Origin of the sequence: uncultured Castellaniella sp., from assembly GCF_937988725.1 — a bacterium.
Taxonomy (GTDB): domain Bacteria; phylum Pseudomonadota; class Gammaproteobacteria; order Burkholderiales; family Burkholderiaceae_B; genus Castellaniella.
This window is the reverse complement of sequence record NZ_CALKHS010000010.1, coordinates 128,123-142,469: the sequence shown is the minus strand read 5'-3', so window position 1 is coordinate 142,469 and position 14,347 is coordinate 128,123. Positions and strand designations below refer to the sequence as shown.

Here is a 14,347-nt window from a genome sequence, read left to right as displayed (position 1 = left end):
AGGGAATCCGGCCGCGCGACCCCTACAGCAGGCCCAGCTGCAGCTTGGCGGGTTCGCTGATCATCTCGCGGCTCCAGGGCGGATCCCAGACCAGGTCGACGGTCGCTTCGTCCACCCCTTCGATGTTCAGCAGTTTGTTGCGGGCTTCGTCGGCGATCATGGTGCCCATGCCGCAGCCGGCCGCCGTCAGCGTCATCTTGATTTCGATGCGGAAGCGGTCCGGCGTGCTGGCGGGCAGCACCTTGCACTCATAGACCAGGCCCAGGTTGACGATGTCCACCGGGATTTCAGGGTCGTAGCAGGTGGACAGCATCGTCCAGGCGGCTTCCTCCACGGATTCCTGGGTGGCCGGGCCTTCGTGGACGTGCTTGAGTTCTTCGGTGGGCTCGAAGCCCAGGGCGTCGCCGTCGGCGCCTTCGATGCGATACAGATTGCCTTCCACCATGACGGTGTACGTGCCGCCCAGCTGCTGGGTGATGACGGCTTCGCAGCCGGCCTCGATGGTGACGGGCGAGCCGTAAGGCACAGTGACCGCCGGGCAATCCCGGTTCACGATCACTTCCTGACGATTGAAACTCATGTTGTTAACCTCTGGTTCATCGCATTATTCGGTGACGGCCGTATCCTGCGCCCGGGTGATGGCGTTGTGCAGGGTATGCCAGGCCAGCGTGGCGCATTTCACCCGCGAGGGGAATTCGCGCACCCCGGACAGGACTTCCAGCTTGCCCAGATCGCAATCCGGATGGGCTTCGGTCAGCATGGCGTGGATGTTGCGAAACAGCGTTTCGACTTCGTCGATCGTCATGCCGCGCACGGCTTCGGTCATGAGCGAGGCGGACGCCGTGGAAATGGCGCAGCCATGGCCGACGAAGCTGACTTCCCGCACGACGCCGTCCTGCACCTTGGCATAGACGGTCAACTGGTCGCCGCACAGGGGATTGTGGCCGTCGGCCCGGTCGGAGGCATCGTCCATCGCATGGAAATTGCGCGGATTGCGGTTGTGATCGAAGATGACTTCCTGGTAGAGATCGCGCAGGCCGTCGTCGGTGTCCCTCATGCTTTACACCCCAAACAGTTTCTGGGCCTTGCGCACGCCAGCCGCCAGGGCGTCGACGTCGCGCAGGTCGTTGTACAGGGCGAACGACGCCCGCGCCGTGCCCGGGATGCCGAAATGCGACATCAGCGGCATGGCGCAGTGGTGCCCGGCGCGGATGGCCACGCCCTCGGTGTCCAGGATCGTGCCCAGATCATGCGGGTGGATGCCGTCCACCAGGAAAGACAGGATGCCGGCCTTGTGCGCCGCCGTGCCGATCAGGCGCACGCCGGGGATGGCCTGCATCACTTCGGTCGCCTGCGCCAGCAGGGCGGCCTCGTGGGCCGCGATGCGGTCCAGGCCGATGCCGCGCACGTAGTCGATGGCGGCCCCCAGGGCCACGGAACCGGCGATGTTGGGCGTGCCGGCCTCGAAGCGCTGCGGCCCTTCGGCCCAGGTGCTGCCGTCGAAGCTGACGGTGCGAATCATGTCGCCGCCGCCCTGCCAGGGTGGCAGATCCTTCAGGATGGCGCCGCGCACGTACAGGGCGCCGATGCCGGTGGGACCATAGATCTTGTGGCCGGAAAAGGCGTAGAAATCGCAATCCAGGGCCTGCACGTCCACCGGCGCGTGAGCCACCGCCTGCGCGCCATCGACCAGCGCCAGGGCGCCGGCCTCGTGCGCCAGGCGGACCAGTTCGGCCACCGGGTTCACGGTGCCCAGCGCATTGGACACGTGCGCGACCCCGACCAGGCGGGTGCGGGCATTGAGCTGCGCCTTGAAGTCGGCCAGGTCCAGTTCGCCGGTGTCGGTGATGCGGGCATGCCGCAGCACGGCGCCCGTTCGGGCGCATAGCAGCTGCCAGGGCACGATGTTGGAATGGTGCTCCATGCCCGTGACCAGGATCTCGTCGCCCGCCCGCAGGCCCTGCCCCCAGGTCTGGGCGACCAGATTGATGGATTCGGTGGTGCCGCGCGTGAAGATCACATGCTGGCTGTCGGGCGCGTTCAGCAGCCCGCGCACGCTTTCCCGGGCCTCTTCGTACAGATCGGTGGCATGCTGGGACAGCCAGTGCACGCCGCGATGGATGTTGGCGTTGGACTGCTCGTAGAACCGATCCAGGGCCTGGATGACGACGCGCGGCTTCTGGGTGGTTGCGCCATTGTCCAGATACGCCAGGCGGCGCTTGCGCACCGGCCGGGCCAGGATGGGGAAATCGTCCGCCACGGGGCGGCCGTCGGCGGCGAGCAAGGCGCCGGCGGCGTCACGCGCCAGACCCGCGGTTTCGGAAGACGTCAGCGGAGCGTTCATGCGGCCTCCAGCGCCATGCCGCCCGGCAGCAGGGACCGGATGGCCCGTTCGACGCGCTGGCGCAGCACGGGCACTTCGATCCGCGCCACGCTGGCCGCGGCAAAGGCATAAGTCAGGATATCGCGCGCATGGGCTTCGTCCAGGCCCCGCGTGCGCAGATAGAACAGGCTGTCGGCATCGATCTGGCCGACCGTCGCGCCGTGCGCGCATTTCACGTCGTCGGCGTAGATTTCCAGTTCCGGCCGGGAATCGGATTTCGCCAGGCGCGACAGCAGCAGGCTGTCGTTGCGCTGGATGGCGTCGGTGCCGTCGGCGCCCGGCGCCACCAGGATGCGGCCGCTGAACACGCCGTGCGCGGTGTCGGCCAGGATGCCGCGATAGTTCTCGTGGCTGACGCAGCGGGGCTTTTCATGGCCGATCAGGGTGTGGTGATCGACGTGGCGCCGCTGGTCGACATAATAGAGGCCGTTGAACAGGGTCTCGCAGCGTTCGTCGGCGAAATGCGTGGCGATGTCGTGACGCGCCAGCCGGGCGCCCAGCGACACAGAATGGGACGCGAAGTAGGAACCGCGCGCCTGCACGGCGTCGATGTCCCCCAGGTGCCAGGCCAGGGCGGATTCCTGCTGCAGCTTCAGGTGCGTGATGCGGGCGTCCTGATCCAGGGTCAGGCGCGTGGCGGCATGGCGGAAATTGCTGGCCTGGGCCACGCCGATGTAGTGCTCGACGATCGTGGCCTGCGCCCCGGCGGCGGCCTGGACGACGTGCCGCAGGAAGTGCGCCGCCTGTGGCGAAGCGGCCGCGCACACCACGTGGATGGCCTGTTCGACGGCCACGCCCCGGGCCAGGCTGATCCAGGCGCCGTCGCTGGCCAGGGCCAGGTTCAGGGCGCTGGTGCTGTGCCCCTGCCCCGCCTGTCCATAGGCGGCCTGAATCGCATCGGCATGGCGGGACCAGGCCTGCGACAGCGGCAGGACGGTCGCGCCGTCCGGCAGCGCGCCGATGTCCGACAGACCGGCGTCGAAGGCGCCGTCCACGAACACCAGCCAGTGGCCGGGCTCGCCGGCCTTCAGCGCGGCGACCTGCTCGGCCACCGGCTGTGCGCCGCCGTCGGCGAACACGGCGGCCGCCAGCGGCGACAGGGACGTGTGGCGCCAGGCTTCGATCTTCGTGGTGGGCCAGCCTTCGCTCATGAAGCGATCCAGGGCCCGCCGGCGCGTATCCGCCAGCCACGGCACCTGGGCGCCGGGCAGTTCCCCCGATCGCTGGGCGAATGCGTCGGCCCAGGCTTGCAGGCCGGCGCTCATGCCCGCGCCCCCGGTTTCACGCCGATCTTCTTGCCGTCGTCGGCGGGCTTGGCGCCGCGGGCGGCCGCCGGGGCCTGATTGACCCCTTCGATCCAGCCGTAGCCCTTGGCTTCCAGTTCGAGCGCCAGCTCGCGCCCGCCGGAGCGCACGATCTTGCCGTGAGCCAGCACGTGCACGAAATCGGGCACGATGTAATCCAGCAGACGCTGGTAGTGGGTGATGACAATCATGGAGCGGTCCGGCGAGCGCAGGCGGTTCACGCCGTCGGCCACGGTCTTCAGGGCGTCGATGTCCAGGCCCGAGTCGGTCTCGTCCAGGATGGCCAGCTTCGGTTCCAGCAGCGCCATCTGCAGGACTTCATTACGTTTCTTTTCGCCGCCCGAGAAGCCTTCGTTCACGGAGCGGTACAGGAATTCGTCGCGCATGCCCACGAGCTTCATTTCGGCCTTGGCGCGCTTGACGAAGTCCATGGCGTCCAGCTCGGGCTCGCCGCGATGGCGGCGGCCGGCATTGACGGCCGCCCGCAGGAAATAGGCATTGGACACGCCGGGAATTTCGATCGGGTATTGAAAGGCCAGGAAGATGCCGGCGCGGGCGCGCTCTTCCACGGGCAGGGCCAGCAGGTCCTGCCCTTCGAATTCGACGGCGCCGCCGGTGACCTTGTAGTCGTCGCGCCCGGTCAGCACCTGCGACAGCGTGCTCTTGCCCGCGCCGTTGGGGCCCATGATGGCGTGGACTTCGCCGGGCTTGATGTCCAGGCTCAGGCCACGCAGGATTTCCTTGTCCTCGATCGAGGCGTGCAGATCATTGATTTTCAGCATGAGATGGGTTCCTTAACCGACGCTGCCTTCCAGGCTCACGCCGAGCAGATTCTGCGCTTCGACGGCGAATTCCATGGGCAATTCCTTGAAAACTTCCTTGCAGAAGCCGTTGACGATCATCGACACGGCGTCCTCGGCCGACAGGCCGCGCTGCATGGCATAGAACAACTGGTCTTCCGCGATCCGCGAAGCCGTGGCTTCGTGCTCGACGCTGGCACTGGGATTCTGCACCTCGATGGTCGGGAAGGTGTGCGCGGCGCATTCCTTGCCGATCAGCAGCGAATCGCATTGCGTGTAATTGCGGGCGTTTTCCGCCTTGGGCGTCATGCGCACCAGGCCCCGGAAGGTATTGCTGCCATGGCCGGCGGAAATGCCTTTGGAGATGATGGTGCTGCGAGTGTTGCGGCCCATGTGCACCATTTTCGTGCCGGTGTCGGCCTGCTGATAATGGTTGGACAGGGCCACGGAATAGAATTCGCCCGTGGAATCGTCGCCGCGCAGGATCACGCTGGGATACTTCCAGGTGATGGCCGAGCCGGTTTCCACCTGGGTCCAGGAAATTCGCGAACGCGGCCCGCGACAGTCGCCGCGCTTGGTGACGAAGTTGTAGATGCCGCCCAGGCCGTTCTCGTCGCCCGGGTACCAGTTCTGCACCGTGGAATACTTGATGCGGGCGTCGTCCAGCGCGACCAGCTCCACCACGGCGGCGTGCAGCTGGTTTTCATCGCGCATGGGCGCCGTACAGCCTTCCAGGTAACTGACGATGGCGCCTTCGTCGGCGATGATCAGCGTGCGCTCGAACTGGCCGGTATCGGCGCTGTTGATGCGGAAATAGGTGGACAGTTCCATCGGGCATTTCACGCCCTTGGGAATGTAGACGAACGACCCGTCCGAGAACACGGCCGAGTTCAGGGCCGCATAGAAGTTGTCGCCCGGCGGCACCACCGACCCCATGTACTTCTGCACCAGATCGGGGTAGGAGCGAACCGCTTCCGAGAACGAACAGAAGATGACGCCGACATCGGCCAGCTGCTTGCGGAACGTGGTCGCCACGGACACCGAATCGAACACGGCATCCACCGCCACCCCCGCCAGCTTGGCCCGCTCGTGCAGGGGCACGCCCAGCTTTTCATAGGTCTTCAGCAGTTCGGGATCGACCTCGTCCAGGCTCTTGGGGCCGTCTTTCTTGGACTTGGGCGCCGAGAAATAGCTGATGTCCTGGAAATCGGGTTCCGGGAAATTGACCTTGGCCCAGTTCGGACGCGGCATCTTCAGCCATTCGCGGTAGGCCTTCAGGCGCCATTCCAGCATGAACTCGGGTTCGCGCTTGACCGCGGACAGGCGGCGAATCACATCCTCGTCCAGCCCCTTCGGAAAGGTCACGGCCTCGATTTCGGTGACGAAACCGGCGTCGTAGTCGCGGTCGAGGAAAGAATCGAGCTTGTCGTTGACAGTACTCATTTGGACAGACTCCAGTTCGGGGTATTCGGGATGGGGCGCACGGCGCCCGCGGCGGCCACGGACGCCGGAGCCGGGCCGCCTTCGTCGAGCATGTCGGCCAGCGTCACGGATTCCAGGGTGCGCCGCACGATCAGATTGATGCGCTGCCAGTGGGTGCGGATGTGGCAGCCGCTTTCGACGCTGCAGGCGCCGGGCATGGCCGTGCATTCGGTCAGGCCGAAGGGCTGCTCTTCCAGGGCGTCGATGATTTCGGCCACGCTGATCAGGTCGGCGGCGCGTTCCAGGCGATAGCCGCCATGTGCGCCGCGCGTGCTGGCCACCAGGCGATGCTGGGCCAGCAGCTTCAGGACCTTGCTGACGACGGGCTGACCCAGCCCCAGGCTGGCGGCCAGGTCGGCGGCGCTGCAGACGTGCGTCGGACGGGCCGCCATGTGCGTCAGCACAAGGATTCCGTAATCGACGATCTTGCTGATCCGCAGCATCGGCTGTTCCAGGGGAAAAATTCGGTAAACCAAATAGTACTGCTTTGGTACGGTATAGGTCAAACCCTAATGCGATCTCAGACGGGCGACGCATCCGGCGCCGTTGCGGAATCCGCAACGTCCGGGACGGAGCCGGGGGCGTCCGTCGGACGGGATTGCTGCAACTGCCACATCCGCGCATAGCGCCCGCCCCGGGCCAGGAGGCTGGCGTGGGACCCCTGCTCCACCACCCGGCCGGCGTCCAGCACCAGGATGTGGTCGGCATGCACGATGGTGGACAGGCGATGCGCGATGATCAGCGTGGTGCGCCCCCGGGCGATGCGCTCCAGCTGGTCCTGGATGGCCCGCTCGGTGCGGGTGTCCAGGGCGCTGGTCGCCTCGTCGAAGACCAGGATGGGCGGGGACTTCAGCAGCGCCCGGGCGATGGCGACCCGCTGCTTCTCCCCGCCGGACAGCTTCAGGCCGCGCTCGCCCACCGGGGTGTCGTAGCCCTGGGGCAGGGACGAGACGAACTCGTGGATATGCGCGGCCTGCGCGGCGCGGATGACATCGTCGGGCGAGGCATCGGGGCGGCCGTAGGCGATGTTGTAGCCGATGGTGTCGTTGAACAGCACCGTGTCCTGAGGCACGATGCCGATGTGGGCCCGCAGGCTGTCCTGGGTGTAGTCGCGGACGTCCCGGCCATTGATGCGCACGGCTCCGCCGGTGGGATCGTAGAAGCGGAACAGCAGGCGCGACAAGGTGGACTTGCCCGCCCCCGACGCCCCCACCACGGCCAGGGATCCCCCGGCCGGCACGCTGAAGCTGACTCCATGCAGGATCCGCCGGTCGGGCTGATAGCCGAAATCGACGGCATCGAAACTCAGGCTGGCCTGATCCGCCCGCAAGGCCGTGGCGTCCGGCCGGTCGGCCACTTCCTGCTGATGGGCCAGCAGGTCGAACATGCGCTCCATGTCCGCCAGGGCATGCTTGATCTCCCGGTACACGAAACCCAGGAAATTCAGGGGAGCGTACAGCTGCGTCAGATAGGCCGACACCAACACCACGTCGCCCACGGTCATGCTTCCCTGGACCACGCCCCGGGCCGACTGCCACAGCAGGGCCGTCATGCCGATCGTGATGATCAGGCTCTGCCCCATGTTCAGCAGGTTCAGCGAGACCTGGTTGCGCACGGCCGAATCCACCCAGTTGCGCATGTCCGTGTCGTAGCGCCGGCTTTCATAGGCTTCGTTGCCGAAATACTTGACCGTCTCGTAATTCAGCAGCGCATCGATGGCCTTGCCGTTGGCCTGGCTGTCCAGGGAGTTCATGGTGCGCCGGTACACCATGCGCCGTTCCGTGACCTTCAGCGTGAACAGCACGTACGCCGCGATCGTGGCCAGCGTCAGTGCGGCGAACACCCAGTCGTAGCGCCACAGCAGCACCCCGGTCACCATGGCGATCTCCAGCAGGGTGGGCAGGATGTTGAACACCGTGAAATTCAGCAGGAAGCCGATGCCCTTGGTGCCGCGCTCGATGTCGCGCGTCAGCCCGCCGGTGCGGCGCCCCAGGTGAAAGCGCAGCGACAGCGACAACAGGTGGGCGAACAACTGGCTGGCCACCTGCTGGATGGCGCCCTGCGTCACCCGCGCGAACAGGGCGTCGCGCAATTCGCCGAACACGCCCGTCAGCAGCCGCGCCAAGCCATAGCCCGCCAGGGCGGCCAGGGGAATGGCCAGCAGCGCCGGCGCCACGCCCAGGGCGTCGATCAGGTCCTTCAGATAGATCGGCGTCAGGACGTTGGCGACCTTGGCGACGACCATGCAGGCGAAGGCCAGCAGCACCCGGCCGCGAAACGCCCAGACATAGGGCCAGAGATTCTTCAGGGTCTGCCAGTCGTCGCGCCGCTCGGGCGCCGGGCCGGTATGGGAAAAACGCATGGAAACGTCCGGAAATCGGGGGTGACAATCTGTCCGTCCGCCTGTCGGGACAAGCGGGAGGCTGCGCATACAATAGGGAGCATTGACGAGAACCCGGCAAGGCCGGAAAGATTGTATGACTGTTTCGGTATTCGATTACGAGGCGGAGCTGACGGCCTGCGCGGCCGGGGACAGCGCGGCCTTTCACGCGCTGTACCGCCATGAAGCGCCCGTCATGCGGGCCTTGGCCCTGGCCATGCTGGGCGCTCCCGACGAGGCCGACGCAGTCCTGCACGAAGCCTTCGTGCTGATCTGGCGCAATGCCGCCGGCTACAGCCCGTCCATCGGCACCGCCCGGGCCTGGATGTACAGCATCCTGCGCTATCGGGCGCTGGATCATCTGCGCCGACAGCGCGCCGCGGGCGACACCGCCGCCGAACAGCAGCCGCTGCCCGAACTGTCGCTGCCCGGCGCCGGCCGGCCCGGCACCATCCAGGGCGTGCTGGCCGCCCTGCCCGCGCCGCAGCTCGACGCGCTGCTGCAGGCCTATCTGCACGGCGGCGACCCGGCGCGCATCGCCGACCGGCTGGACCGATCCGAGCCCGACATCCAGGCCTCCATCGAATCCGTCCTGACGCACATCGACGAGGCCGTGCGCGCATGAAACAGCATCGTTCCTATTCCGACCACGAAATCGCCTGCTACGTCCTGGGACTGGACATGCCCGAGCACGCGGGCGACATCCAGGCCCGCCTGGCCCACGACGACGCGGCCGCCGCCTGCGCCCTGAAGTGGGAAGCCTATTTCCTGGGAATCGTCGACGCCCTGCCCCCGGCTCCGCCGCCCGAGGCGCTGCTGATGCAGATCCGGACCACCCTGGGCATGGAAGAAACGCCCATCGCGGCGGAGCCCCGCCGCGTGGCGGACGAGCCCGCCCCCGATGCGGCGCTCCACGGGGAGCCTGCCATCGGCCGACGGATCCGGCGCCTGTCCTGGCGTCGCGTGCTGGCGGCCGCGGGCATCGGCGCGGCCGCCGCCGTCATCGTGCTGCTGATCTGGGCCAGCCTGAAGCCGGCTCCCAGCGGCACGCTGGTGCAGCAGCCGCTGCACCTGGAATCCAACTGATCGCCCTGGCGCCTTACAGATTCAGCAGGCCGTCGGCCTGATTGGAAGGCTTGGCCTGCCCCAGGGCCTTGCCCAGGCTGTCGCGGATGGACTGAAGGTCGCCTCGCAGGGCCTGCAATTCGGCGCCGCTCAGGCGCACGGCCGCATCCTGATCGTGAGGAACGTCGCCGCCCTCGCCCAGGCGGTTGCGGGCGCCGGCGATGGTGAAGCCCTGCTCGTACAGCAGATCGCGGATGCGGCGCACCAGCAGCACTTCGTGATGCTGGTAATAGCGGCGGTTGCCCCGGCGTTTGACCGGCTTCAGCTGGGCGAATTCCTGTTCCCAGTACCGCAGGATGTGCGGCTTGACGCCGCACAGTTCGCTGACTTCGCCGATGGTGAAATAGCGCTTGGCGGGAATGGGCGGCAGCGTGGTGGCGGGCGTGACGGGCGTCATGCGGAACCTCCGGCCATTTCAATGCCATCCTTCAGCTTCTGGCTGGCATGGAAGGTGACGACCCGACGGGCGGAAATCGGGATGACCTCGCCGGTCTTCGGGTTGCGGCCCGGGCGCGGCGGCTTGTTGCGCACCTGGAAGCTGCCGAACCCCGACAACTTGACCTCGACCCCCTGGACCAGGGCGTCGCGGACCTCGGAAAAGAACGTGTCGACCACGTCCTTGGCTTCGCGTTTGTTCAGCCCCACCTGCTCGAACAGCAGTTCGGCCAGATGGGCTTTGGTCAGCGTCCGATCCGTATTCACCCGAAATTCTCCTATGTGCGCAAGCGTGCCCCGTGGTTGCGGGACAGCGCGTCGATCAGGCCCTGCATGCAATATTCGATCTGACTGTCGTCGAGCGTGGCGTTGCGCCCCTGGAACCAGAAGCGAAGCGCCAGGCTGCGTTGATCGCCGGACGAAGCATCGCGCCAAATGTCAAACAGTTTAATGTCTTTGACGACCGCCAGCGCGGGATCGGCCGCGATCTGGTGTTCAAGTGTATCAAGCAGGGACTGCCAGGGCTGGCCGGCATCCACCCAGATGGCCAGGTCCCGCACCACGACGGGCTGGCGGGACAGTTCGGCCGGCTGGGGAAAGACCCGATCCGCGAGGGCTTCGGCGTCCAGTTCGAAGACGACCGGGGCGTGCGGCAGATCCAGCGCCTGCGCCCAGCGGGGATGCACTTCGCCCAGCCAGCCGATGGGCCGGCCGTCCAGCAGCACGCGGGCGCCGCGGCCGGGATGCAGGGCGGGATGGCTGGCGGCTTCGCAGCGCAGGCCGGCGGCCCTGGCGCCCAGGAGCGATTCCAGATCGCGCTTGAGGTCGAAGAAATCGACCGGACGGCTGGCCTCGCCCCATTGCTCGGGCAGTGCCGGCCCCCAGGCCGCGGCGGCCAGATGCGTGGGCTGCGCAACGCCCGCCACCGAGAGATCGCCGTCGGCCACGGCAGCGTCCCGGGCGAAGACCCGGCCCAGCTCGAAGACGCGGACCCGGCTCTGCCGGTGCTTGGCGTTGTGGGCGATGTTGGCCAGCAGGCCGCCGATCAGGCTGGAGCGCATCACGGCCAGCTGGCTGGCGATCGGGTTCAGCAGGCGGATGGGCTGCTCGTTGCCGCAGTAATCGCGTTCCCACGCCTCTTCGACGAAGGAGAAGTTGATGACTTCCTGGAAGTCCAGCGCCGCCATGGAGGCCCGCATGGCGTGCGGGCCGTACAGCGTTTCGGGCGGCACCCGCATGCGGGCGGGCGCCACGGGCGGCAGGTCGGGAATCCGGTCGAAGCCGTAGATGCGTGCGACTTCCTCGATCAGGTCTTCCTCGATCGTCAGGTCGAAGCGCGCGGCCGGCGGCGTCACCACGAAGGCGTCGCCCTGCTGCTCGAAATCGAAGCCCAGGCTGCCGAAGATGCCGGCCACCTGTTCGGCGGACAGCGCCACGCCCAGCACCTTGGTGCAGCGCGACAGACGCATGCGCACCGGCTCGCGGGCGGGCAGGCGGATGATCTGGTCGTCCAGGGGGCCGGCCTGGCCGCCGCAGATGTCCAGGATCAGCTGCGTCATGATGTCCAGATGCGCGGGGATCGTCGAGAAATCGACGCCGCGCTCGAAGCGGTGCGCCGCTTCGGACGTGAGCTTGAAGCGGCGCGTCAGACCCATGATGGCCTCGGGCCACCAGAAGGCGGCCTCCAGGAAGACATCGGTGGTGTCCAGGGTCACGGCGGACGCCTGCCCGCCCATGACGCCAGCCAGGCTTTCGAGCGCCTGTTCCGTTTCGATCACCCCGACGTCCGGCGCCAGTTCGACCGTCTGGCCGTTGAGCAGTTCCAGCCGTTCACCCTCGCGGCCCCAGCGGACGTTCAGTCCGCCCTGGATGCGCTGCAGGTCGAACACGTGCGTTGGCCGCCCGAGTTCCAGCATGATGTAGTTGGAAATGTCCACCAGGGCGGACACGGACCGCTGGCCGGCGCGTTCCAGCCGGGACTTCATCCAGTCGGGTGTGGCGGCGCGGGCATTGACGCCGCGCACGATGCGGCCGGCGAAGCGGCCGCACAGATCGGGCGCCTGCACCCGGACCGGCAGGCGGTCGGCGATCGTGACCGGCACGGCGGGCGCGTCCAGAGGCCGCAGATCGCAGCCCGTCAGGGCGGCGACTTCGCGCGCCACCCCCAGGATGGACAGGCAGTCGGCGCGATTGGGCGTGAGCTTCAGGGTGAAGATCGTGTCGTCCAGATCCAGCGCCTGGCGCAGGTCGGCGCCGGGCGCCAGATCCGCAGGCAGCTCCAGCAGGCCGGCATGGTCCTGGGACAGGCCCAGCTCGCGGGCCGAACACAGCATGCCGCGGGATTCGACGCCGCGCATCTTGACCGGGCCGATCTTCATGTCGCCGGGCAGCTCCGCGCCCACTCGGGCCAGAGGAACCACCAGGCCGGCGGCCGCGTTCGGAGCGCCGCAGACGATCTGCAGGAGCGTGCCCGAACCGTCGTTCACCTGGCAAACGCGCAGCTTGTCGGCATTGGGGTGCGGTTCGGCGGATTCGATCCGCGCCGCCACGACACCGGAAAACGGCGGCGCGTAGGGATCGGCATCCTCGACCTCCAGGCCGGCCATGGTCAGGCGATGGGACAGGGTCTGGCTGTCGATGGCGGGATCGGCCCAGGCCCGCAGCCATGATTCTGGAAATTGCATGATTCAGATTCCGTTTCGCGGGGACACTAGGCGTTGAACTGGCGCAGGAAGCGCAGGTCGCCCTCGAAGAACTGGCGCAGGTCGTTGACGCCATAGCGCAGCATGGTCAGGCGTTCCAGCCCCGAGCCGAAGGCGAAGCCGATGTAGCGTTCCGGATCCAGCCCGAAGTTGCGCACCACCTGCGGATGCACCTGACCCGAGCCGGAGATTTCCAGCCAGCGGCCCTGGTTCGGTCCCGAGGTGAACATCATGTCGATTTCGGCCGAGGGTTCGGTGAACGGGAAGAACGACGGCCGGAACCGCAGCGTCAGGTCGTCGGTCTCGAAGAAGGCGCGCAGGAAATTCGTGTAGACGCCCTTCAGGTCGGCGAAGGAGATGTCCTCCGCGATCCACAGGCCTTCGACCTGATGGAACATGGGCGAATGGGTGGCGTCGCTGTCCACGCGATAGGTGCGGCCCGGAGCGATGACCTTGATCGGCGGCTTGTTCATGCGGGCATAGCGCACCTGCATGGGGCTGGTGTGCGTGCGCAGCACCAGCGGCAGGCCGCCGGCATCCTGCATGTCCACGTAGAACGTGTCCTGCATGGAGCGGGCCGGGTGATTCTCGGGATTGTTCAGGGACGTGAAGTTGGTCCAGTCGTTTTCGATCTCCGGACCGTCCGCGACGTCGAAACCGATGGAACGGAAGATCTGCTCGACACGCTGCCAGGTGCGGATGACCGGGTGGACGCCGCCCGTGCCCCGCCCGCGCCCGGGCAGGGTGACGTCGATGGTTTCGGCGGCCAGGCGCTGGTCCAGCGCCGCCTGGGCCAATTCGGCGCGACGCGCGTTCAGCAGGGCTTCGACCTGCTGCTTGGCCTGATTGATCTGCGCCCCGCGAGTGCGTTTTTCCTCGCCCTGCAGGCCCGCCAGGCCCTTGAGCAGCGCCGTCAGGGAGCCCTGCTTGCCCAGAAAGACCGCTTTTTCATTTTCCAGCGTGGCCGCGTCCCGCGCCTGGGCGAAACGCCCCTGCGCCTGGGCGATCAGCTCGTCGAGCGTCGTGTCCATAGTTCCTTCCAAAACGCAAACGGAGCCCGAGTGAGCTCCGTTTGCGATGAGACAGAATCGAAAACGAAACTGTATCGATTAGGCTGCCAGTGCGGACTTCGCCTGGGCCACAATGGCAGCGAAGCCGGCCTTGTCCTTGACGGCCATGTCGGCCAGGACCTTGCGGTCGAGTTCGATCGAAGCCTTCTTCAGGCCGGCGATGAACACGCTGTAGGTCACGCCGAGTTCACGGCAGCCCGCATTGATGCGGGTGATCCACAGAGCGCGGAAGGTGCGCTTTTTATTGCGGCGATCGCGATAGGCGTACTGGCCGGCGCGCATGACCGCCTGCTTGGCGATCCGGAATACGTTGCCGCGGCGGCCGCGGTAGCCTTTGGCGGCCTTGAGAACTTTTTTATGGCGTGCACGAGCCGTGACGCCGCGTTTGACGCGAGGCATGAGAAATCTCCGATCAGGCGAAAGGCAACATCGCCTTTACGGAGGCGATATTCGTTTCATGGACAGCGGCCGAACCGCGCAGTTGACGCTTGTTTTTGGTGGTTTTCTTGGTCAGGATGTGACGCTTGAAAGCCTGGCCGCGCTTGATGGAACCACTGCCGCGCACCTTAAAGCGCTTGGAAGCGCCTTTTTTGCTCTTCATCTTGGGCATGACGATACTCTGTTGGCTTGGGCGAACCTAGGTGGCCCGACACATCGGGCGCTTGT

At 66.7% G+C, this 14,347-nt stretch carries 16 protein-coding genes; 2 read left to right on the top strand and 14 right to left on the bottom strand.

The genetic code is table 11. The annotated features are described in order from the left end of the window. Positions 1-22 precede the first annotated feature (22 nt). From sufT to Q0263_RS10990, 8 genes are all read right to left on the bottom strand, one after another. The gene (gene sufT / locus Q0263_RS11025; RefSeq protein ID WP_298015933.1) at positions 23-580 is read right to left on the bottom strand and encodes a putative Fe-S cluster assembly protein SufT; all 558 of its coding nucleotides are present in this window, start codon (positions 578-580) and stop codon (positions 23-25) included. 24 nt (positions 581-604) lie between these two features. Beyond that, positions 605-1,057, bottom strand: a complete 453-nt coding sequence (sufU, locus tag Q0263_RS11020) for a Fe-S cluster assembly sulfur transfer protein SufU (RefSeq protein WP_298015931.1) — start codon at positions 1,055-1,057, stop codon at positions 605-607. A gap of 3 nt (positions 1,058-1,060) precedes the next feature. Then, positions 1,061-2,344 carry a cysteine desulfurase gene (locus tag Q0263_RS11015; protein ID WP_298015929.1) on the bottom strand — a complete coding sequence of 428 codons (1,284 nt, stop codon included), beginning with the start codon at positions 2,342-2,344 and terminating at the stop codon, positions 1,061-1,063. After that, entirely contained in the window at positions 2,341-3,648 is a 1,308-nt protein-coding gene (sufD, locus tag Q0263_RS11010; RefSeq protein ID WP_298015927.1) for a Fe-S cluster assembly protein SufD, read from the bottom strand. The genes Q0263_RS11015 and sufD overlap by 4 nt, the downstream gene beginning before the upstream one ends. Further along, complete coding sequence (sufC, locus tag Q0263_RS11005) at positions 3,645-4,469, bottom strand: Fe-S cluster assembly ATPase SufC (protein WP_298015925.1); 825 nt, start codon at positions 4,467-4,469, stop codon at positions 3,645-3,647. Before sufC ends, sufD begins: the two co-directional genes overlap by 4 nt. A gap of 12 nt (positions 4,470-4,481) precedes the next feature. Next, complete coding sequence (gene sufB, locus Q0263_RS11000; protein WP_298015923.1) at positions 4,482-5,930, bottom strand: Fe-S cluster assembly protein SufB; 1,449 nt, start codon at positions 5,928-5,930, stop codon at positions 4,482-4,484. Beyond that, positions 5,927-6,412 carry an SUF system Fe-S cluster assembly regulator gene (locus tag Q0263_RS10995; RefSeq protein WP_298015921.1) on the bottom strand — a complete coding sequence of 162 codons (486 nt, stop codon included), beginning with the start codon at positions 6,410-6,412 and terminating at the stop codon, positions 5,927-5,929. The genes sufB and Q0263_RS10995 overlap by 4 nt, the downstream gene beginning before the upstream one ends. 77 nt (positions 6,413-6,489) lie before the next feature. After that, complete coding sequence (locus Q0263_RS10990) at positions 6,490-8,331, bottom strand: ABC transporter ATP-binding protein/permease (RefSeq protein WP_298015919.1); 1,842 nt, start codon at positions 8,329-8,331, stop codon at positions 6,490-6,492. A gap of 115 nt (positions 8,332-8,446) precedes the next feature. Here Q0263_RS10990 and Q0263_RS10985 point away from each other — a divergent pair, with 115 nt between their 5' ends. Both Q0263_RS10985 and Q0263_RS10980 read left to right on the top strand, forming a co-directional pair. Next, positions 8,447-8,974 (top strand): sigma factor, encoded by a 528-nt coding sequence (locus Q0263_RS10985; protein ID WP_298015916.1) that lies wholly within the window; start codon positions 8,447-8,449, stop codon positions 8,972-8,974. Beyond that, positions 8,971-9,435 carry a hypothetical protein gene (locus tag Q0263_RS10980; protein ID WP_298015914.1) on the top strand — a complete coding sequence of 155 codons (465 nt, stop codon included), beginning with the start codon at positions 8,971-8,973 and terminating at the stop codon, positions 9,433-9,435. The genes Q0263_RS10985 and Q0263_RS10980 overlap by 4 nt, the downstream gene beginning before the upstream one ends. Positions 9,436-9,448: 13 nt before the next feature. Here the strand turns inward: Q0263_RS10980 and Q0263_RS10975 are convergent, their stop codons facing one another. The 6 genes from Q0263_RS10975 to rpmI all read right to left on the bottom strand — a co-directional run bounded on the left by Q0263_RS10975 (position 9,449) and on the right by rpmI (position 14,291). Then, the gene (locus tag Q0263_RS10975) at positions 9,449-9,871 is read right to left on the bottom strand and encodes a MerR family transcriptional regulator (RefSeq protein ID WP_298015911.1); all 423 of its coding nucleotides are present in this window, start codon (positions 9,869-9,871) and stop codon (positions 9,449-9,451) included. Continuing rightward, positions 9,868-10,176 (bottom strand): integration host factor subunit alpha, encoded by a 309-nt coding sequence (locus tag Q0263_RS10970; protein ID WP_298015909.1) that lies wholly within the window; start codon positions 10,174-10,176, stop codon positions 9,868-9,870. The genes Q0263_RS10975 and Q0263_RS10970 overlap by 4 nt, the downstream gene beginning before the upstream one ends. Before the next feature lie 11 nt (positions 10,177-10,187). Next, positions 10,188-12,593, bottom strand: coding sequence for a phenylalanine--tRNA ligase subunit beta (gene pheT, locus Q0263_RS10965; protein WP_298015907.1), 2,406 nt, complete (start codon positions 12,591-12,593; stop codon positions 10,188-10,190). Positions 12,594-12,619: 26 nt separating this feature from the next. Beyond that, positions 12,620-13,642: a phenylalanine--tRNA ligase subunit alpha gene (pheS, locus tag Q0263_RS10960; protein ID WP_298015905.1), complete on the bottom strand. Its 1,023-nt coding sequence runs from the start codon at positions 13,640-13,642 to the stop codon at positions 12,620-12,622. A 78-nt stretch (positions 13,643-13,720) separates the two neighbouring features. Further along, positions 13,721-14,080, bottom strand: a complete 360-nt coding sequence (gene rplT / locus Q0263_RS10955) for a 50S ribosomal protein L20 (protein WP_298015903.1) — start codon at positions 14,078-14,080, stop codon at positions 13,721-13,723. A gap of 13 nt (positions 14,081-14,093) precedes the next feature. Next, positions 14,094-14,291, bottom strand: a complete 198-nt coding sequence (rpmI, locus tag Q0263_RS10950; protein WP_298015901.1) for a 50S ribosomal protein L35 — start codon at positions 14,289-14,291, stop codon at positions 14,094-14,096. Positions 14,292-14,347: the final 56 nt, after the last annotated feature.